Origin of the sequence: Spongiivirga citrea, assembly GCF_010671565.1 — a bacterium.
In the GTDB taxonomy this organism is placed as follows: domain Bacteria; phylum Bacteroidota; class Bacteroidia; order Flavobacteriales; family Flavobacteriaceae; genus Spongiivirga; species Spongiivirga citrea.
Window position 1 is genome coordinate 309221 of sequence record NZ_JAABOQ010000005.1, and the last position, 20239, is coordinate 329459.

The following is a 20239-nucleotide window of genomic DNA, read 5'->3' on the forward strand; positions in this document are numbered from 1 at the left end:
ACAAAACGTAACTACTAAAATTTTTATGATGAAGGCGAAAATGTCATTATTTGTTCTTGGGTTATTAGCAATGGTTCAGTTTACCAGTGCCCAAGGCAATGTTGAAGAGTGTAAAACATCTCTATCAATCTTTAGCGAACACTATAAAGTGAAAAACTACAAGGCGGCTTATGAACCTTGGAAAAAGGTATATACTGAGTGTCCTGATCTACACGTAGCGACATATTCCTATGGTCCTAAGATTATAGAGGATAAGATTAAGAACTCTACTGGTGCAGAGCAAGAGGCATTGAAAAAGGAGTTGATGCAGGTATATGATGATAGAATGAAGTATTTTCCTTCTAAGACAAAAATGGGAGATGTTAAATCTAAGGCGGCGGATGCTATGATTAAGCATAAAATGGGTACTCCTGTGGAGATCATAACCGTTTATGATGAAGCATTTACAAAAGATAAAAAGAACTTCAAAAACCCAAGAAGTTTATATAACTATTTCGATTTAGTATATAAGCAACATGAGGCTGGTAAAGTCTCGTTAGAAGATCTTTTTACAAAGTATGAAGAACTTTCTGAAAAGTTTGAGGAAGAAAGCAAGTCATTGGCTAGTCAATTAAAAACAATCTTGCAAAAAGAAGATGCGAATACTCCATTGACTACTAAAGAGAAAAGAACTAAAAAGAGAGCGGAAACAAATGTGAAGGCCATTGGTATTTTCTCAGGTAATCTTGACGCCTTAATTGCTAGTAAGGCAACTTGTGAAAACTTGATTCCTTTATATCAAAAGAACTTTGACAGCAAAAAAGGTGATGCGGTTTGGTTAAAAAGGGCAGCTGGTCGTATGGACAGTAAAGAATGTACTGAAGACCCTATGTTCTTTAAGTTAGTAGAAGCCTTAAACGTTGTTGAGCCTTCCGCTAGATCAGCATTCTATTTAGGTAGGTTAGCTGAAAAACAAAAGAAATATACTGATGCTGAAAAGTATTACCAACAATCAGCCGACATGTATACTGATAGTTTCGATAAGTCGAAAGTATTCCTAGTAATGGCAAATCTTGCTAAGAAAAGAGGTCAAAAAGGAAAATCGAGAGGTTTATGTAATAAAGCATTAGCTGAAAACCCATCAAACGGTAAAGCATATTTATTAATTGCTACTTTATATGGTTCTAGTGCGAATCAGTGTGGTACTGATACTTTTGAAAAGAAAGCAGTATACTGGTTAGCAGCTTCGACTGCAAGGAAAGCTGGTTCTGTAGATGCAGCGTTAAGATCTAGAGCTAATAAATTGGCTAAATCTTATGAAGCAAGAGTTCCTACTAAGTCAGAGATATTCAATAAAGGTATGGGCGGTAAGTCATTACCTATTGGATGTTGGATTGGGAGAACGGTAAAAGTACCGAACTTATAAGATGCGATTTCGCATATCATATTATATAAAATCGAGTGTCATAGTTATTACTATGGCACTCTTTTTTTCTTGTAAAAATGATTTTAAAGAGGTCGAAGCGCTTTCAAAATCATCAAAATTTCCTTCAGGCGAGGGTAAAAATATCCGACTTACCTATACCGATTCTGGTAAGGTGGTTGTTGTGCTTCGTAGTCCATTGAGTCTTGACTATTCCAATCAATCTTTTCGATATCGTGAGTTTCCTGAAGGGATTCATTTAGAGTTTTATGATGATGCTAAAAATAAAAGCGAAGTCACTAGCGATTATGCCATTTTGTACGATGCGACAAGCTTGATCGATCTGCAAGGCAATGTAGAAATCAAAACACATGATGGCGGACTTCTTAAAACCTCGCAACTATATTGGGATCAGAACAATCAATGGATGTTTACTAAAAAAAGGTTTACCTTTGAAAGCGAAGAGGGACCACTTTCGGGAACTGGTTTAGATGCCGATCGGAATTTCAAAAAAATCCACCTTGGCGATATCGATGGTGGCGAGATACCGATAGGTGAAATTGATAAAGAAGAAGAACATTAAATGAAATATTACAAGTATTTTCAATTTGCGTATTTGGCGTTTGCAGCCTTATTTATTTACGAGGGTATTGGTGTTTGGAATAGTGATCGTACGCGATCGTACACACTGCTATTTTTGGCAGCAATTGCAGTTTTTGTGTTCTTTTTTAAACGCCGCTTTGCCAAAAAACTTCAAGACAGAAACAACCAACGATAAATGGATTATCAGTTATTGATAATTAGTATTGCTCTTATTTTTTCCGCTTTTTTTTCAGGTATGGAAATAGCCTATGTTTCGGCTAATAAGATCCATATTGAAATTGAAAAAAAGCAAGCAGGCTTACTTTCTAGTATTCTTCATAAAATTACCAAACGACCTTCCAAGTTTATTGCAACCATGCTAGTAGGTAATAATATTTCGTTGGTAATTTATGGTTTTTATATGGGTGATGTGTTGATGGATTTCATCACACAACAATATTCCACGCTCAATGCTCCGACTAGTTTACTTATTCAAACGGCTATTTCAACCTTGATTATTTTACTGACAGCTGAGTTTCTTCCAAAAGTATTTTTTCAAATTTATGCCAACACTTTAGTCAAGGTTTTTGCATTACCTGCATATCTATTCTATCTCATTTTTTCACCGATTTCAGAGTTTGTTCTTTGGATATCGAATATCGTCCTGAAAAACTTTTTTAAGACTGAAGGAGATCAGGTTCAGTTAGCATTTAGCAAGGTTGAATTGGGTGATTATATAACTGAGCAAATGGAAACCGTTAATGAGCATGATGATGTCGATAGCGAAATCCAAATATTTCAAAATGCGCTGGAATTTTCGGGAGTAAAAGCCCGCGAAGTGATGGTGCCAAGAACGGAAATTGTTGCCTTGGAGTTGCACGAGTCGCCTTCAGTATTAACAAAATTGTTTATTGAAACGGGGCATTCGAAAATACTGGTTTATAAAAATACCATAGACGATATTATCGGCTACGTGCATTCTTTTGAACTCTTTAAAAAACCAAAAACAATTAAAAGTATTCTATTGCCTATTGAGTTTGTTCCTGAGACTATGATGATTAATGATGTATTAGATGCACTTACTAAAAAAAGAAAAAGTGTCGCTGTGGTGTTGGATGAATATGGTGGCACTAGTGGTTTGATAACCGTCGAAGATATTATTGAAGAGCTATTTGGAGAGATCGAAGATGAGCATGATATAATCGATTTAATTGAAGAGCAACTTTCTGAAAATGAATTCAAACTATCTGCACGTTTAGATGTTGATTATATTAACGAGACCTTCAAGCTCAGCATGCCAGAAGAAGAACATTACGAAACGCTTGGCGGTATGATTACTAGCCATACTGAGAATATCCCTGAGCAAAGTGAGATCATACAAATAGCCGAGTATCAATTTACGATTCTTGAAGTTTCAAACACGAAGATTGACACCGTTTTGCTGGAGGTGTTAGAGAAAGAATAATCTACTGTTAAAACCTAATTCAACCCCCTATAATTACTGCAATTTACCTTTTAACTTTCGGCTTTAAATTGTATTTTCGCCCACTGAATTTTATAAATATTTGATATAATGGCGATTTTAGGAAAGATTAGAAGTAAAGGTATTTTTCTAATTCTAATCATCGGACTTGCGCTTCTAGCTTTTGTTTTCACTGGTATTCTTGACCAAGGTGGAATGGGTGCTGGAAATAATTTAAGTTCAATCGGTTCTGTAAATGGTGAAAAAATTGATTTAGACGATTTTAGAACTCAAGTTGAAAACTTAAGAAGAGGAAGACAAAATTCAAGCACGACACAAGCAGTAAATTCCGTTTGGGATCGTGAAGTGCGTAAGACTTTGTTAGAAGAGCAGTATGAAGCATTGGGTATTAGCATAGAAAAAGACCAAATATGGAGTGCGATTGTTTCTAACCCGCAAATAACATCAAATCCGCAGTGGTTAAATGAAGATGGTGTTTTTGAAGAGTTAAAACTAAAGGAATACATAGCGAGAATTCAAGCAACTTCTGGTACTGATCCTCTTGCAGCACAACAATACCAAGCGTGGATTAATTTTGAGCAAAGCACTGCTGAGGTTGCACGCGAGCAATTATATTTTAACCTAATTAAAGCAGGAGTAGGGGCTACACTTTCTGAAGGTGAATTCGCATACCGTATGGAAAACGATAAGTTAGACATGCAATATGTTCAGGTACCTTTTACAAGTATTGCTGATAGTACTGTAACTGTCACAAAATCTGAAATCCAAGCGTATGTCGACGGACATGAGTCTGCATTCAAAGTAGAAGAGTCTAGAGATATTCAATATGTGCTTTTTGATGAAAACCCTTCTAAGGCGGATGAAGATGCTGTGAAAGCCAAGGTTAGCGAGATGATTGAGAATCGTTTGGATACACGCGTATCTGCTGATTCAATAGTAGGTTTTAGAAACACCACAAATAACGAAGAGTTTTTAGCTGAGAATTCTGATATTCAATTCAACGATAAATTCTTGTTTAAGACACAAATGATCACCGAAGTTGCTGATGATGTTACTAAACTAGCAGTTGGAGATGTATTTGGGCCATATGTATTTGAAAATAGCGTAATCGCTACTAAGATGGTAGCTAAGCAGCAAATCGCCGATTCTGTTCAATCAAGTCACATCATTGTTCCTTTTATTGGTGCGCAACGTGCTCCGGCCAATGCCTTAACTAAGGAATTGGCAAGACAGAAAATCGATAGTATTTTTCCTTTGGTTAGAAGAAATAAAGCCAAGTTTACTGAGGTAGCAGATAGCATTAATGCTGACGGTTCTAAAGGTAAAGGTGGTGATATCAGTTGGACTACATATAGCACAATTAATGACAATACTTTTGATCGCGACTTTAGTGATTTCATTTTCTTTAATGATAAAGGAGATATCAAAGTAGTTGAAACCAAGTTTGGTATTCATATTATTAGAATCGACGATCAAAAAGCATTTAAAGAAGCGTATAAAATTGCGAATTTAGGATTAGCTGTAGAAGCTTCTGAAGAAACAGTAAGTAACGTATTCAATACAACTACTAAATTTGAGATAGCAGCTAAAAAAGAAGGAGCTTCTTTCTTAGAAACTGCAAAAGAGAACAATTACACGGCTAGACCAGTAAATAAAATTAGCGAGTTTGACGAAAATATCCCAGGTATTGGAAATCAAAGAGGATTAGTACAATGGCTTTTTGAAGAAGATACTGAGGTGGGCGATATTCGCCGTTTTGATTTGACAAATGGCTACGCAGTTGCGCAAGTTACTGGTGCAACATCAGAAGGAGTTTCATCAGTAGAAGATGCTTCTGCCAAAGTGTTACCAATACTTAGAAAGCAGAAAAAAGCTGAATTAATCAGAGCAAAATATGCACAAACTGATATTAGTGAGTTGGCAAAAGCTGCAAGCACATCTGTTCGTACGGCAAATGCAATTAGCATGCAAAGTCCAACTATTTCAGGAGCAGGTGCTGAGCCAAAAGTTGTCGGGTATGCATTCGGATTAGGTGAAGGCGAAAGCAGCAGTTTGATAGAAGGTGAGAAAGGAATGTATATGGTAAAGGTTACTAAAGTAACTGAAGCACCTAAACTGGACAACTACTCCGCAAACGCAAACAGATTGACAACGCAACAGCGCAATGTGGTAAACTTGCAAGTGTTTAACGCACTTAAAGATGCTGCAGAAATTGAAGATAATCGCGCTACTTTCTACTAGTAGTTTGTATTTATAAACTAAAAGACCCCAAAGGTATTTGTAACCTTTGGGGTCTTTTTATATGGTACAAATAGTAATTAATCTTTTTGAAACACCATCTCGGTATACTTAATAACTGTCTCGTACCCTTTTTCCTTGAAATAGTCCATGGTATTGTCGTTTCCCGCGGCTAACATAAAATCACCACCCCAAGCGCCTAAACTCTTTATAGCACCTTGATAATCGCTAAAAAGCTTATCTTTTACAGGCGACAAGTCGATTGTTTTCGAAATAATGTTCTCATGTTGCGTGATGAGTTTCTGGAAATCACCTAAAGTATTGGCAGCACAAAATAGTTTACCAATCTCATTAATTTCGTCGATGGGTAAATGTTCTTTTCTATTACTACGATAGTGCTTAATCCCAGCTCGGCTATCTTGTTTTTGATTTAGGTGAACGAAGTATAAGGAATCTTTAAAAACGGGATCAAAGTTTGCGTTCTCAATGACGGGCTGTTCATTTTCTAATTGATAAAAAATGGCATTTTTAGCTGATGCGCAAGCGATATCATAACCACTTCCGGTAAACGTTTCATTTAATAATTCATATGGATTTACGCCAGCCCATTGGGCTAAATTATTCACTAGCGTTGATGATGAGCCTAGACCCCAATTTCGATCAAAATCCAGCTTGCTTGTAAACTGGAGCCCAATAGTTGAAAAAGTCCTAGGGTTGAGTTTTTTAATTACTTCCAGAATTTGCAACAATCGTTCCGCAATTTCTTGATCATTCGTTTTGGTAATTTTTAGGGATTCATCAAAATGGCAGTAAAACCAACAGGTTCCAAATCGGTTTAAGCTTTCCCATTTAAATCCATCAAAACCATTTTCAATAACTGTCAAATCCTGACCATAGCTTGTTGGAATGGCCAATGCCTTAGCGCCATCTAAAACTAAATACTCAGCCGTAAGCAGCAGTTTCCCTTGGCTTTTAAACACCTTCATTAGTTCTTTCTTAGTTCGTTTACAAAATCGACAACTGCGCTATGAGATATGGTGTTATTTTTAAAATGGACTTCTACTAGATCTCTTTCTTGGCTAGTGGCTTTTAATTCTGAAAGAATGTTCCCTAAATGCATTTTCATATGTCCTTCTTGTATTCCAGTGGTGGTCAATGATCGCAATGCCGCAAAGTTTTGAGCAAGTCCAGCTGTAGCCACAATCATCATCAAATCTTTTGCTGTAGGATTACCAAGCATATCTAAATTCAATTTTACTAGTGGATGTAATTTTGTCAATCCACCCACGGTTCCTAGTGCTAGCGGTAATTCCATCCAAAACTTGAATACACCATTCTCTAGGCTGGCATGACTCAGGCTGGCATAATTACCATTTCTGGCGGCATAGGCATGAACTCCAGCCTCGACAGCCCTAAAATCATTCCCGGTAGCGACCACAACAGCATCAATACCGTTCATTATTCCCTTATTATGCGTAACAGCACGATACGGTTCTATTGCTGCAATATTAACCGCCGTTACAAAACGTTCAGCAAACGCCTCGGATTGTTTAGGGTCGCTAAACAGCGATTCGACTGGGCATTCTACTCCAACTTTTACCAAACATTCTGGTACATAGTTAGAAAGTATGCTCATAATAACTTCAATACGCTGCTCCGATTCACTAAAATTAGCATAAGAAAGCGCCTCTTTTTTAAGCGTAGTTGCGAATTGTTCTAGGCACGAATTAATAAAATTCGCTCCCATAGCATCCAGCGTTTCAAAACTGCAGTGTAGTTGATAATAGCCCTCCATATCGGCTGTTTTATCTCTTAACGAAATATCCAAAATACCGCCACCACGTTTCTCCATATTCCGAGTTAACTCTGAAGCCTCCTGGATAAGTTTCGACTTAGTAACCTTGAAAAACGCTTTCAACTTATCATTATCTCCTTTAAAAATAAAGTGGACTTGACCAATTTTGGTAGTCGAAATTACCTCTGCATGAAACCCGCCTCGGCTCAACCAAAACTTAGCGGCGTTACTTGCTGCCGCCACAACTGAACTTTCTTCAATTGCCATCGGTATGCTATAAAGTCGATTGTTAATCAGAAAATTAGGCGCAATTCCTAGAGGTAAATAAAAATTGGTAATGGTATTCTCTATAAATTCATCATGTAATTGCTGTAGTTTGCTATCTGTATTCCAATAGGATTTTATGGTAGCAATTCCTGTTTCAATATCACTAAAGTAGTTATCAGCTAACCAGCTAATTTTTTCCTCTTTGGTAAGTTTAGAAAACCCGTTGATCGGTATGGTCATTCAATTAAGATCTAAATCTCAAAGATAAGATGTTATTGCTTATATCACATAGGATATCAATTCAAGCCATTTAATATTAAAATTAGCGTGTGACAAGGCCTTTTTTCCTTGATTTCTGGCTTTTTTGACCAATTCAAAAGAGGTTTTTCATCGAAAATAGTAGGGTTTTGTATACGCTGTTTGTTTTACTAATGCAAACTAGCTTATTAACTGATGGACAAGATTACCAAGGAAATAATAAAGAACCCCTACTTTATCTGTGGGGTGATTATTGGTTGTGGTATCACGCTGTTCATCATGCTAATTCTACTCACAATGCTTAATGGAGCAATCTTAAGCTGATATTCTTAAGTAAAATTTCTGCTGTTCCACATTACATACTCTCAATAATATCAAAAATTCGTCTCATTTAAGATATTTCGATATATTGCCAGCTTTAACAGGAAATACGTAAAAAAGTGCCAAATAATTAGTAAAATTGGCACACTTTAAAAATTTACTACATGCAATTACGAGTTTGGGGAGTACTAATACTGTCTTTTTTTGTGAGTTTAACAGTAGCTCAAAACAAACAACTAACATTAGAAGAAATTTGGGGAGGCGAGTTCCGAACTGAGCGAATGCAATCACTCCACTCCATGAATAACGGAAAGGAGTATACTGTACTAAATTTTGATAAAGTAACAGGAGTTTCTGCTGTAGATAAATACGACTATAAAACCCAGCAAAAAGTAGCAACACTAATTAGTAGTAATGCTATCAATGAAATAAGCACCTTTACCGATTATAAGTTTAGTGCTGACGAAACCAAACTAATTTTAGCTACAGAGGTCGAACAAGTCTATAGACGATCTCGTTTAGGAATGTATTTTGTGCATGATATTACAAGTGGCACGACCAAGCTAATTTTTGATCAAAAAATTCAAGAACCTACTTTTTCTCCAGATGGAAAAAAAGTAGGTTTTGTTTTTGAAAACAATTTGTATTTCAAAAATCTTGAGAATGATGAGATAACTCAAATTACCACAGATGGTAAAAAGAATGCCATAATTAATGGTGTCACGGATTGGGTATATGAAGAGGAATTTGCTTTTGTACGAGCTTTTGATTGGAACAAAAAAGGAGATAAAATAGCTTTTATCCGTTTTGATGAATCTACTGTTCCTGAATTTTCAATGGATGTTTATGGTCAAGCATTGTATCCCGATCAACAAGTGTTTAAGTATCCTAAGGCCGGTGAAAAAAATGCCGATGTTTCACTACATATTTTTGATGTGAATACTAGTAGCTTAAAAACAGTCGATCTTTCGAGTTATAGTGATTTCTATATTGCGAGAATTAAGTTTACCAAGGATACGAATGTACTGAGTGCTCAGCTACTAAATCGTCATCAGAATAAATTAGATCTTTTATTTATTGATGCGAATTCGGTAGCATCTAAAGTAGTGCTAAGTGAAACGGATAAGGCCTACGTTGATGTAACCGACAACTTGACTTTTTTACCAAATAATAGTTTCATTTGGACAAGTGAAAAAGACGGATTTAATCATATTTATCATTATGATAAAACAGGAAAACTATTAAAGCAAGTAACAAAAGGCGATTGGGAAGTTACACGCTATTATGGGTTTAATAAACGCAATGGTCGCATTTACTACCAATCTACCGAAACAGGATCAAGCAACAGAGGTGTATATACCATCGGAATTAATGGAAAAGGTAAAAAAGCACTAGCCGCAAATCTTGGTCAAAATAGCGCGTCGTTTAGTACTAGTTTTGATTATTTCATTAACACTTTTTCTAATGTGAATACACCGCCGAGCTACACACTTCATGAGTCGAAAAATGGAAAAGTAGTAAAGGAAATTGTTGGCAATAAGGAGTTGAAACAAAAGGTTGCTGATTACAATTTACCATCAAAAGAATTCTTCACTTTAACCACCGAAAAAGGACATGCGCTAAATGCATGGATGATTAAACCAAAAGACTTTAATCAGAATAAGGAATATCCATTATTCATGTTTCAATACAGCGGTCCAGGATCCCAACAAGTCTCTAATCGTTGGAACTCGAGTAATGATTATTGGTATTATATGTTGGCACAGCAAGGCTATATTGTTGCATGTGTAGATGGTCGCGGTACCGGTTTTAAAGGAGCTGAATTTAAGAAAGTAACCTATAAAGAATTAGGTAAATACGAAGTCGAAGATCAGATTGATGCGGCAATTGAGTTAGGGAAGCGTCCTTATATTGATGCAGAAAGAATCGGAATATGGGGGTGGAGTTATGGTGGTTTTATGAGTAGTAATGCCATATTAAAAGGGAATGATGTTTTTAAGATGGCTATTGCTGTGGCTCCGGTTACCAGCTGGCGCTTTTATGATACTATATACACCGAGCGTTATATGCAAACCCCGCAAGAAAATCCGGGAGGGTATGACGAAAACTCTCCAATTAATCATGTAGAGAAATTAAAAGGAGATTACTTGTTAATACATGGTACAGGCGATGACAATGTACACGTGCAAAATACAATGCGAATGGTTGAGGCATTGGTGCAAGCCAATAAACAGTTCGACTGGGCATTATACCCTGACAAAAACCATGGGATTTACGGAGGAGCAACGAGACTTCAACTGTACACTAAAATGACCAACTTTATTAAGCGCACACTACCGGTAGAAAAAGAATCTACATTAGAGAAAATCAAAGGATAAACAAACAACCTAACTAAATAGAATTATATGGATACGAACACAAATGCTGTAGAAGAAAAACAACTCTTCGGACACCCTCAAGGGTTATTCTACCTGTTTTTTGCTGAACTCTGGGAGCGATTCTCTTTTTATGGAATGAGGGCGTTATTAATGCTTTACATGACTAAAGAGATTTTTGAAGCATTGGCTGAAAGAGACGTTGCCGCTGCAGCGGTTTATGCTTCGTATGGTTCTTTAGTATATGCATCAACTGTAATTGGTGGGCGCGTGTCCGATAAAATCCTAGGAATGCGACAGTCAATTTTCCTAGGAGGAATTTTGATGGCTATTGGCCATTTTGTCCTAGCTATAGAAAACGATATTGCATTTTTCTTAGCCTTAGCATTTATCGTTGTGGGCAACGGTTTTTTTAAACCAAATATATCAACTTTTGTTGGTTCATTATATAAATATGGTGACCCTAAAAAGGATTCCGGTTTTACCATCTTTTATATGGGAATCAATATTGGTGGTTTTGCCGCCCCGTTGTTATGCGGTTGGTTAGGTGAAACCTATGGGTGGCATTATGGTTTTGGTTTGGCTGGTATTGGAATGCTAACAGGATTAATTTTCTTTTGGAATGGTATTAAACGAAATGTATTTGGAGATAAAGGATTGCCGCCTAGCCAAGAAATATATGATAAAAAGATTCTTGGAATCCCTCAAAAAACATTGGTGCCCATTTTGTCTTTCGCTGCAGCACCTGTTATAGCTTATTTGTTGGCTTCTTATAAATCGGTAACTAGCGAAGATTCCTTTCTTGGAGAACAAAATATCGTAAATATTATTTTTAAGCTTATTGGAATTAGTGTATTGGTTTACATGGGATATATAATGGCTAAGTCAACAGCGGAAGAAAGGAAAAAGCTTTTCATGGCTGTATTAATTACTCTTTTCATGACCATATTTTGGGGTTTTCATGAGCTTTCAGGAAGTGTGATTACATTATTTGCCGATAGAAACGTGAATTTAGTGGGTATGAACGCAAGTCAAACAAATGCTTTAAATTCTTTAGTCATAGTTATCTTGTCCATTCCTATATCCTTTCTCTGGGTATATCTTACTAAAAAGAACCTTAATCCAAGAACACCGTATAAATTTGGTTTCGGATTAATATTAGCTGGTTTAAGTTTTTATGTTTTAGCTATGAGTGGAGGGAGTGCAGATGGAAATGGGATGGTTCCAATGTACTATTTAATATTCATGTACATTATTTTATCAGTTGGAGAGTTATTTATGTCTCCTGTCGGATTATCAAAAATAACAGATTTAGCACCACAAAGAATTATCGCTTTCATGATGGGAGTTTGGTTCTTGTCATCTGCTTTTGCTTTTCAGATAGTTGGATTTATTTCAAAGCAACTTGCAATTGAGAGTACCGATTCAAATGTTGGTGGTCTAGATACATTGAATGTATATATTGATGGGTTTAGTCTTATCGCGAAATACTCGATAGGAGCCGGTTTAATAGTTCTTATATTCTCGCCATTAATGAAAAAATTATTAGGCAAAGTTCATTAGAACGATACCCATTATCTATTAAAATAGTTCAAAAAAGCTCCGTAATCGGGGCTTTTTTGTAATTTACGGCATACTAGTTGCGACTATATCATCGTTAACAAGAAAGAACCCAAATTACGAGACATGAAAAAGATGCTATTATTTTCCATTTTCACATTAAGCGTATTGACCACCTTTGCGCAAGTAAAATGGATCACCTTGGATGAAGCTCTAGCGGCTCAAAAAGACAATCCGAAGAAGATTATTATGGATGTGTACACCAATTGGTGCGGACCTTGTAAATTGCTTGATAAAAATACTTTTCAAAATAAAGATGTTGCTGCATATATAAATGAGAATTACTATGCTGTAAAATTTAATGGTGAAGGAAATAGCACAGTTACCTACGCTGACAAAACATTTAGCAATCCTAAGTATGACCCTGCTAAGAAGAATACACGTAATTATCCACATCAACTCACGCAATATTTGCGAGTAAGTGCCTATCCTACGGTAGTGTTTTTTGATGAAAAAGGCGGATTAATAGCACCTATTAGAGGGTATATCAAACCAAATGGAATGGAGTTATATCTGAAGTTGTTCGCCAATGATGACTACTTAAAGGTAAATAAAGACAAAGCTGCTTGGGACGAATACCAGCGTAATTTTAAACCGACTTTTAAGACAAGATAGCATTGTAAATATAAAAGACTCGCGATGCAATTTTTGCTTCGTGCCTCATAAAAACCACTCGATCTGACAACTGTCAAGTCAAGTGGTTTTTGTTTGAACAATAGTGAAAATGAAAATTGTATAGAGATTTTTCGCTTAGGCTAAATGTTTACTTGAAAATAGGTTCTCGATGTATCTTCTTGCAGTCAAACTGAATCAACTAAAAACTCATTCGAAAAGCCCCATTTTCCTTAACAGAATAAAACCCAACCTCTTTTTTTTCAGCGCTGTTCTTCCATCGCTTAACAAAACTCGGATAGTTGCTAGATGTAACAACTATGGTTTTAGGTTGAAGATCACGAATTAGCCGATCGATATTTTTGGTTGGTGAATCATGCAGAATAAGAATATCAGTTTTAAGGTCGACGGGTAATTGTTTTGTTTCTTTTGTGATTGTTAAAATCCCTTGATCTTCAACTTTTATAAAGTGTAGGGGTTTTTGAAAATGAATTTCCTCAATGCGTTCACCTATTTTATAATCACGAATGGTGTTGGTTATTGAATCCTTAAGGGCATAGAGATGCAAAGTTTTTCCTTTTTTAATTCCGATAATATTGTCATCATATCGATCAAAAATAATAAGCTCATTTTCACTCGAAGTAGTAGTCTTTTTGAACATGTAACTACTCTGAAATAGAACAACACTACTTAGGGTAAAGAGTAGTTTTCTGCTATTTGGTTTTTTGAAAAGATGATAACTGGCAATAATGATAATATAACAAGCCAGCATCTGCTCAAGGCTGAAAGAAATATCCTTGAAAATGAATGCTTCTTTATCCGCAATCCATCCTACATAATTGTTCAGACTATTTATGATACTAGAATAAAGTTTGGCTGCAAATGAAGGTAATATGTTCAATGTTGCAAGTACACAAATTAATATTCCAAAACCGATGATTAGGCCTAGCAGTGGAATAATAATCAAATTAGATAGAAAGAATAAACCAGGGAATTGATGAAAGTAGAACAGACTTAGCGGCAAAACACCCAATTGAGCACTAATGGTGACCGTAGTTAAATCCCAGAATTTTTTTAAAAACCAAGCTTTCGGATTCCATAGTTTGCTTATTAAAGGTTGTGTCCAAATAATAGCAAATACGGCCAGATAGCTTAATTGAAACCCGACTTCAAATAAGAATGTTGGCTTGAATAGTAACAAAAAGAACATCGATATAAACAGGATATTTGAAGTGTTGGTAATCCTATTCAAATTAACCGCAATAGCGACGGCAGTAAACATACTAACAGCGCGTACAACCGAGGCGCTCATGCCAGCAATAAATGCAAATACCCACAGGCAACTAATAATTAAGATTGTTCTTGTTAATCGATACTGTTGCCTTTTAAATCCACCAAAAACTAGTTGTAACAAAAAGTAAATAATACCAATATGAAGGCCTGATATTGCCAAGATATGCACCGCTCCAGCGTTTACATAGTCCTCTCTTATTTCATTTGAAAGTTGAAGCCTGTCCCCCAGAAGCAAAGTCGAAATCACAGCTAGCACATCATCTTTAAATCCGTTTTCTTTTAGTTTTAAAATCATATAATTCCTAGTCTTTGCGGCGCGACCGGACAAGGTGTTTTGTTTGTTCTCAAGTTGAATATACTGAGCGCTTTTTAAGTATAATTGATGATAGATATATTGATTTGCTAAATAGGCAGCATAATCGAACTGATGTGGGTTTGTCGCTTTCGCAATTGGTCGTAAAATGGATTTAGCCAAGATAGTATTGTCAACCTTGAGCTTGTTTCCGGTTGAATCCCGTTCAACTACTAAAAGGATTTTGCCACTACTCGATGCGGAGTCAATCTCATGAATGATAGCTTCATATCGATCACTATTGGTGGTTGGTTTTAATACTTTTTGAATACTTAGTTCAACGGTTTGTTTGTCATTCTTAAGAAATGAGGTATAGTGATTTTGATAATGTAATGGGTTGTTTATGTGGGCTGAAGTAATTCCTATTAAAATAAAAAGTAAATAACCTGATATACCAAACCAAGGCTGCTGTAAAAATTGTTTTTTTGATCGTGTGTAGAAGATTAGTAAGGCTATTAATAATATTCCGCTAACAACAAATAAGGAAATTGAATTAAAAGAAACATAGCGCTCAATCAATATGCCTACAATAAGGCATAAGCATAGTTTGACGACCGTAAAATCGAAAAGGCGCATGTTTTAGATGGTAAATAGTCGATATGAATATAACAAATTTTTAGCCTAGCGAATTCGCCTAGCTTCTGAGTAGGCATTTTTCCAGTAGGGCTCATCTAATGATGATATCAAAACGCCTCGAGAAGTAGTTGCGTGAATAAAACGTACATCATCATTAACCAACTCAACTACTAAGCCAACATGATTAATCCGTCTATAGTTTTTCCTAGTGCGGAAGAATACAAGGTCGCCTGGTTGAATTTCGTTGTTCTTAATTCGAACCCCTTGCTCAGCCATTAAATAAGAGGTGCGTGGTAAATCGATATCGTGAGCTTTGTGAGCTACGAAAACTAATCCAGAGCAATCCATTCCTGAGTTGTTAGTACCTGCATATTTATAGGGCGTACCGCGATAGCTTAGTGCTGTGGAAATAATCGGGTTCTCTTCAGTGATGACAGGCTTATTTTCTTCAACAACTGTTTTTGTTTGGGCGTGTCTACCTGCATCACCTACTGATCTCCTAGCACCACATGAGGTACAAAGCACGCAGAAAAGGGTAATAGCAATTAGTTGTTTCATTTAGATTTATCGATGTTTTTAATAATTAATGCCGCAGCTTTCGCACTTGCGCCACCACCGCCAAGTTCTTCAATTAGCAAATCATATTCATTTAAGATCTCAATTCTATTGGTTTCTTGTAAAATATGATTTAATTCATTTCGTAAACGTTTACTATTGAGGTCTCCTTGTATTAATTCGGTAACCAATGGCTTATCAACGATTAAGTTCACTAAAGAGATGTATTTTAAGGTGATAATGCGCTTGGCGATTTGATATGAAAGCCAACTTCCTTTATAACAGACGACTTGAGGGACTTTGAACAAAGCTGTTTCTAAGGTAGCAGTACCGGAAGTCACCAAGGCAGCTCTTGCCACGCTTAAAAGATCATAAGTTTTATTGGGAACAAAGGCTACATCGGCATATTTAATAATGCTTTTGTAAAATGCTTCTTCTTGACTCGGTGCGCCTCCGATCACGAATTGATACTCGTTAAAATGTGGTATCATCGATAGCATAACCGACAACATTTTTTTGATTTCTTGCTTTCTACTCCCGGGAAGCAAAGCAATAATCGGCCTATCGTCTAGTTGATAGTTCCTTTTGAACTCATCCGCATTAAAAGAATCTCTATTTTCAATCGCATCAATTAAAGGATGACCTACAAAGTCCACATCCATTTGATGTTTATTTTGATAAAAATCTTTTACAAAAGGAAGAATGACATACATATGATCGATATCGCGTTTAATATCTTGAACACGTTTTTCTCGTGATGCCCAAACTTGCGGAGTAATATAATAGTGCGTACTATAACCATTGGGTTTTGCCCACTTTGCTATACGTAAATTAAATCCAGAATAATCGATAAATATTAATGCATCAGGATTAAATGCTTCGATATCTTTTTTGCAGTGCTTTATATTATTGAGTGCAGTGCCGATATTGGTAATAACTTCCAAAAACCCCATAAACGAACGCTCTTTGTAATGCATTACTTGCGTTCCGCCAACAGCTTCCATTAAATCGCCTCCCCAAAACCTGAAATTGGCATTGGGATCCTGCTTTTCAATGGCTTTCATCAAATTCGATCCGTGGAGATCTCCAGATGCTTCACCAGCTATGAGATAATATTTCACTATTTGTATTCTTTTAAATAAACTGCAAAATCAACACGATAATGGCAGTAAAAATAGTAGCCAACAAAACGCCTCGAGCTCGATAATCTTGTTTTCTTTTTAAAAAAATAAAAAATGCAAGTAGATTTAAAATGGCGCCCATTGAAATAAGATGTCCGAGTTTTCCCTGCTCAAAAAAAACTTTAATTGCGGTTTCTTGTGTCAAATTCGAAGTGCTAGCAGAGTAAAGCGAATAAAAGAACATGCCAATAAAGGTGGCGATAATGCCAACTACAATACCTATTAAGATTTCTTTTTTACGATTAATCATTTAGTGTCCAAGTATTTAATTGTTGTATGGCATGATGTGCTGTTAAGTCAAATTGAACAGGTACGATAGAGACATAATTATTTTCTAACGCCCATTCATCAGTATCCTCACCATGATCTTCATTGACGAATTTACCCGTTAACCAATAATAATCCTTACCCATTGGATTGGTGCGCTTGTCAAATTCTTCTTTCCAATAAGCCTTGGCCTGACGGCATATTTTAACGCCTTTTATTTCGTTTTCAGAAATTCTTGGAAAATTAACGTTCAAAACAACACCATTTGGGAGTCCGTTTTCTAAGACATTTTGCGCTATTTTTTTTACATGATTTTTTATCGGCTCGAAGTTAGCACCCCACTTATAGTCTAATAATGAAAAGCCAATAGCAGGTACACCTTCTATACCAGCCTCTAAAGCCGCGCTCATGGTTCCGGAATAAATAACGTTAATCGATGAGTTCGAACCGTGATTAATTCCTGAAACACAAAGGTCAGGTTTTCGTTTTAAAATCTCATTTACCGCTAATTTTACGCAGTCCGCTGGTGTTCCCGAGCATGCGTATTCCGATATAGCACTGCCATTTTCAGTAATTTCTTCGACATGTAAAGTCGAGTTAATAGTAATGGCATGCCCCATAGCCGATTGCGGACTATCGGGAGCAACTACAACCACATCGCCAATCTCACTCATTACACTCACTAAGGTTCGTATTCCAGGTGCTGTAATGCCATCATCATTAGTGACAAGAATCAGTGGTTTGTTACTCATATATCTCCTTTTCGTTAGAAGCTAAATTACGTATTTTAAAAATGTTGTTTTGTTCTTTTTCGGCTTAACAAAAAATTAGTAACGCGATATACGTTTTGGCATGGTTTTTTCGTTAAATTAGTCGAAAATAAAGGTGAAAAATATAGTTGGATTTATGAAAAGGAATTATAAAGTGCTAACCACTATGGTTTTATGCGCCACGATTTTTTGTGGATGTACGTTCGGTAATGCTAAAAGTTTTGACAATCCTGACAAGGATAAATTACTAATAGAACTGATTACTTATGTGATCGATCAGTTGCATTTTAATCCAGGAGACATCAATGACGAGTTCTCGGAAAACGTTTATATGAACTACATCCAAGGCCTGGATCCGTACAAACGTTATTTCAGAAAATCGGATATTGAAGAGTTTGAAAAGTATAAATTTCAATTAGACGACCAATTCAAAAAGTCGGAAATCACCTTTTTTAATTTAACGCATGAACGCTTAGAGCAGCGTATTGAGGAAGCAAAAGAACTGTATCCTAAAGTGCTTAGTAAATCATTTGATTTTTCTAAAAATGAGACCTACAATAGTGATACTGAAAAGCTTCCTTATGCAAAAAATAAGAGAGAATTAGTCGAAAGATGGAGAAAACAATTAAAGTTTTCTGCACTAAGTGTATATGATTCTGAATTAAAATTAGATGAAACCAAGCTTAAGGATGACGTTAAATACAAAGTAAGAAGCAAGAAAGAATTAGAAAAAGAGGCGAGAGAATCTGTAAAAAAGAGCATCACTGATAATTTTGATAATCTTGATGATTTAGAGCGAAAAGATTGGTTTTCAGTTTACTTAAATGCAGTTGTTTTGGAATTTGATCCACATACCTTCTACTTTTCACCAGAAGATAAAGATCGATTTGATACAAGTATGTCGGGCAAGCTGGAAGGAATTGGTGCGCGTCTTCAAAAAAGAAACAGTAATATCAATATTATTGAAGTAATTTCTGGAGGTCCTGCTTGGAGAGGAAATGAAGTCGAGTCTGGAGACATTATACTTAAAGTACGCCAAACCGATGAAAATTTACCAGTAGATGTAGTTGGTATGAGACTGGACGATGCTGTAAAATTAATCAAAGGTCCTAAAGGAACTCAAGTAGAGTTAACACTCAAGAAAAAGATTGACGGTAGCATCAAAAATGTAATGATCACTCGCGATGTGGTTGAGCTTGAAGAAGCTTATGCAAAGACGAGTATGGTTAATAAGGGAAATAAGAAATATGGAGTAATCAATCTTCCTAAATTTTATATCGATTTTAAAGATTACGGCGAACGCAATGCAGCAACAGATGTAGCGAAAGAGATTGAGCGTTTGAAAAAGCAAGGCATGGACGGATTAGTTCTAGACCTTCGTGGAAACGGTGGCGGATCGTTGAAAACTGTGGTTGATATGGCAGGTCTTTTTATTAAGAAGGGGCCAATAGTACAAGTAAAATCCACTGGCGAGCGTAAAGAAGTTTTAAAGGATGAAGATGCTCGCATCCAATGGGATGGTCCTTTGGTAATTTTAGTAAATGAGCTTTCGGCATCAGCATCTGAAATTTTAGCCGCTGCAATGCAAGATTATAAACGTGCGGTAATAATTGGTAGCCAACAGACCTATGGAAAAGGCACAGTACAAAATGTGGTAGATCTTAATAGAATCGTTAGCAACAATACTTTAGGTGATGTAGGTGCGATGAAAGTAACTACACAAAAGTTTTACCGAATTAATGGAGGTTCTACGCAGTTAGAAGGCGTGAAAAGTGATGTGGTTGTTCCAGATCGATATACATACATTAATGTAGGTGAAAAAGATCAAGACAATCCATTACCATGGGATAAAATAGACGCAGCTTCATACAGGCCTTGGAATGACTATATCGATCTTGAACGAGTAGTTGGTAGTAGTAAGGAGCGCATGGCGAAAAGCAATCATTTTAAGTTGATCGACGAACAAGCCAAATGGATTAGTGAGCAGCGTGATGATTCTAGTTTCCCGCTTAACTATGACGATTATCTTAACGAAGCAAAGAAAAATAAAGAATTTACAAAGCGTTTTGAGGCTTTGTCAGAGTATAAAAACAATCTTACATTCAACTCATTACCATATGAAATTGAGGCAATGAAAAAAGATAGTGTTTTAGCTGATAAGAGAGAACGCTGGCACAAGGCACTAGCCCGTGATGCCTATATTGAAGAGGCGCTCAACGTATTAGAAGACCTTAAAATAGATTACCTAAATAGAAAGAATAGAAAATTAGCCGATATCAATAAAGGCTAAGC

16 protein-coding genes are annotated in these 20239 nt (G+C 36.2%); 9 read left to right on the plus strand and 7 right to left on the minus strand.

From position 1 onward, the window contains the following. Positions 1-25: 25 nt before the first annotated feature. The 5 genes from GWK10_RS13360 (at position 26) to GWK10_RS13380 (ending at position 5708) form a co-directional block, all read left to right on the plus strand. A complete protein-coding gene (locus GWK10_RS13360; protein ID WP_164032884.1) occupies positions 26-1405 on the plus strand; it encodes a tetratricopeptide repeat protein in 1380 nt (459 codons plus the stop codon). 52 nt (positions 1406-1457) lie between these two features. After that, complete coding sequence (gene lptC, locus GWK10_RS13365; protein ID WP_164032885.1) at positions 1458-1985, plus strand: LPS export ABC transporter periplasmic protein LptC; 528 nt, start codon at positions 1458-1460, stop codon at positions 1983-1985. Then, positions 1986-2180, plus strand: a complete 195-nt coding sequence (locus tag GWK10_RS13370; protein ID WP_164032886.1) for a hypothetical protein — start codon at positions 1986-1988, stop codon at positions 2178-2180. It begins immediately after the preceding gene. Then, positions 2181-3449 carry a hemolysin family protein gene (locus tag GWK10_RS13375; RefSeq protein WP_164032887.1) on the plus strand — a complete coding sequence of 423 codons (1269 nt, stop codon included), beginning with the start codon at positions 2181-2183 and terminating at the stop codon, positions 3447-3449. A 108-nt stretch (positions 3450-3557) separates the two neighbouring features. After that, entirely contained in the window at positions 3558-5708 is a 2151-nt protein-coding gene (locus tag GWK10_RS13380; RefSeq protein ID WP_164032888.1) for a peptidylprolyl isomerase, read from the plus strand. 77 nt (positions 5709-5785) lie between these two features. On the opposite strand, the gene GWK10_RS13385 is transcribed toward GWK10_RS13380, so the two are convergent. Both GWK10_RS13385 and GWK10_RS13390 read right to left on the minus strand, forming a co-directional pair. Continuing rightward, positions 5786-6691 (minus strand): GYDIA family GHMP kinase, encoded by a 906-nt coding sequence (locus GWK10_RS13385; protein WP_164032889.1) that lies wholly within the window; start codon positions 6689-6691, stop codon positions 5786-5788. Further along, on the minus strand, positions 6691-8007 hold the full coding sequence (locus GWK10_RS13390) for a hydroxymethylglutaryl-CoA reductase, degradative (RefSeq protein WP_164032890.1): 1317 nt from the start codon (positions 8005-8007) through the stop codon (positions 6691-6693). The genes GWK10_RS13385 and GWK10_RS13390 overlap by 1 nt, the downstream gene beginning before the upstream one ends. 503 nt (positions 8008-8510) lie before the next feature. Here GWK10_RS13390 and GWK10_RS13395 point away from each other — a divergent pair. The 3 genes from GWK10_RS13395 (at position 8511) to GWK10_RS13405 (ending at position 12956) form a co-directional block, all read left to right on the plus strand. Continuing rightward, positions 8511-10724 carry a S9 family peptidase gene (locus GWK10_RS13395; protein ID WP_164032891.1) on the plus strand — a complete coding sequence of 738 codons (2214 nt, stop codon included), beginning with the start codon at positions 8511-8513 and terminating at the stop codon, positions 10722-10724. Between the two features lie 27 nt (positions 10725-10751). Continuing rightward, positions 10752-12284 carry a peptide MFS transporter gene (locus GWK10_RS13400; protein ID WP_164032892.1) on the plus strand — a complete coding sequence of 511 codons (1533 nt, stop codon included), beginning with the start codon at positions 10752-10754 and terminating at the stop codon, positions 12282-12284. 123 nt (positions 12285-12407) lie between these two features. After that, entirely contained in the window at positions 12408-12956 is a 549-nt protein-coding gene (locus GWK10_RS13405; protein ID WP_164032893.1) for a thioredoxin family protein, read from the plus strand. Positions 12957-13155: 199 nt separating this feature from the next. Here the strand turns inward: GWK10_RS13405 and GWK10_RS13410 are convergent, their stop codons facing one another. From GWK10_RS13410 to surE, 5 genes are read right to left on the minus strand one after another with little or no spacing between them, the layout of a single operon-like run. Beyond that, positions 13156-15174 carry a ComEC/Rec2 family competence protein gene (locus tag GWK10_RS13410; protein WP_164032894.1) on the minus strand — a complete coding sequence of 673 codons (2019 nt, stop codon included), beginning with the start codon at positions 15172-15174 and terminating at the stop codon, positions 13156-13158. 45 nt (positions 15175-15219) lie between these two features. Then, the gene (locus GWK10_RS13415; RefSeq protein WP_164032895.1) at positions 15220-15732 is read right to left on the minus strand and encodes a C40 family peptidase; all 513 of its coding nucleotides are present in this window, start codon (positions 15730-15732) and stop codon (positions 15220-15222) included. Beyond that, positions 15729-16850 carry a lipid-A-disaccharide synthase gene (gene lpxB, locus GWK10_RS13420; protein WP_164032896.1) on the minus strand — a complete coding sequence of 374 codons (1122 nt, stop codon included), beginning with the start codon at positions 16848-16850 and terminating at the stop codon, positions 15729-15731. The genes GWK10_RS13415 and lpxB overlap by 4 nt, the downstream gene beginning before the upstream one ends. A gap of 13 nt (positions 16851-16863) precedes the next feature. Continuing rightward, positions 16864-17160, minus strand: a complete 297-nt coding sequence (locus GWK10_RS13425) for a hypothetical protein (RefSeq protein WP_164032897.1) — start codon at positions 17158-17160, stop codon at positions 16864-16866. After that, positions 17153-17929 carry a 5'/3'-nucleotidase SurE gene (gene surE, locus GWK10_RS13430; RefSeq protein ID WP_164032898.1) on the minus strand — a complete coding sequence of 259 codons (777 nt, stop codon included), beginning with the start codon at positions 17927-17929 and terminating at the stop codon, positions 17153-17155. Before surE ends, GWK10_RS13425 begins: the two co-directional genes overlap by 8 nt. A gap of 154 nt (positions 17930-18083) precedes the next feature. Between surE and GWK10_RS13435 the strand changes: the two genes are divergently transcribed. Then, positions 18084-20237 carry a carboxy terminal-processing peptidase gene (locus GWK10_RS13435; protein WP_164032899.1) on the plus strand — a complete coding sequence of 718 codons (2154 nt, stop codon included), beginning with the start codon at positions 18084-18086 and terminating at the stop codon, positions 20235-20237. The last annotated feature ends 2 nt before the right edge of the window (positions 20238-20239 follow it).

Bases quoted from the DNA above. Each gene is read 5' to 3' on its own strand.
- GWK10_RS13360 (WP_164032884.1), top strand. From the start codon at position 26: ATGATGAAGGCGAAAATGTCATTATTTGTTCTTGGGTTATTAGCAATG.
- lptC (WP_164032885.1), top strand. From the start codon at position 1,458: ATGGCACTCTTTTTTTCTTGTAAAAATGATTTTAAAGAGGTCGAAGCG.
- GWK10_RS13370 (WP_164032886.1), top strand. From the start codon at position 1,986: ATGAAATATTACAAGTATTTTCAATTTGCGTATTTGGCGTTTGCAGCC.
- GWK10_RS13375 (WP_164032887.1), top strand. From the start codon at position 2,181: ATGGATTATCAGTTATTGATAATTAGTATTGCTCTTATTTTTTCCGCT.
- GWK10_RS13380 (WP_164032888.1), top strand. From the start codon at position 3,558: ATGGCGATTTTAGGAAAGATTAGAAGTAAAGGTATTTTTCTAATTCTA.
- GWK10_RS13385 (WP_164032889.1), bottom strand. From the start codon at position 6,691: ATGAAGGTGTTTAAAAGCCAAGGGAAACTGCTGCTTACGGCTGAGTAT.
- GWK10_RS13390 (WP_164032890.1), bottom strand. From the start codon at position 8,007: ATGACCATACCGATCAACGGGTTTTCTAAACTTACCAAAGAGGAAAAA.
- GWK10_RS13395 (WP_164032891.1), top strand. From the start codon at position 8,511: ATGCAATTACGAGTTTGGGGAGTACTAATACTGTCTTTTTTTGTGAGT.
- GWK10_RS13400 (WP_164032892.1), top strand. From the start codon at position 10,752: ATGGATACGAACACAAATGCTGTAGAAGAAAAACAACTCTTCGGACAC.
- GWK10_RS13405 (WP_164032893.1), top strand. From the start codon at position 12,408: ATGAAAAAGATGCTATTATTTTCCATTTTCACATTAAGCGTATTGACC.
- GWK10_RS13410 (WP_164032894.1), bottom strand. From the start codon at position 15,174: ATGCGCCTTTTCGATTTTACGGTCGTCAAACTATGCTTATGCCTTATT.
- GWK10_RS13415 (WP_164032895.1), bottom strand. From the start codon at position 15,732: ATGAAACAACTAATTGCTATTACCCTTTTCTGCGTGCTTTGTACCTCA.
- GWK10_RS13425 (WP_164032897.1), bottom strand. From the start codon at position 17,160: ATGATTAATCGTAAAAAAGAAATCTTAATAGGTATTGTAGTTGGCATT.
- surE (WP_164032898.1), bottom strand. From the start codon at position 17,929: ATGAGTAACAAACCACTGATTCTTGTCACTAATGATGATGGCATTACA.
- GWK10_RS13435 (WP_164032899.1), top strand. From the start codon at position 18,084: ATGAAAAGGAATTATAAAGTGCTAACCACTATGGTTTTATGCGCCACG.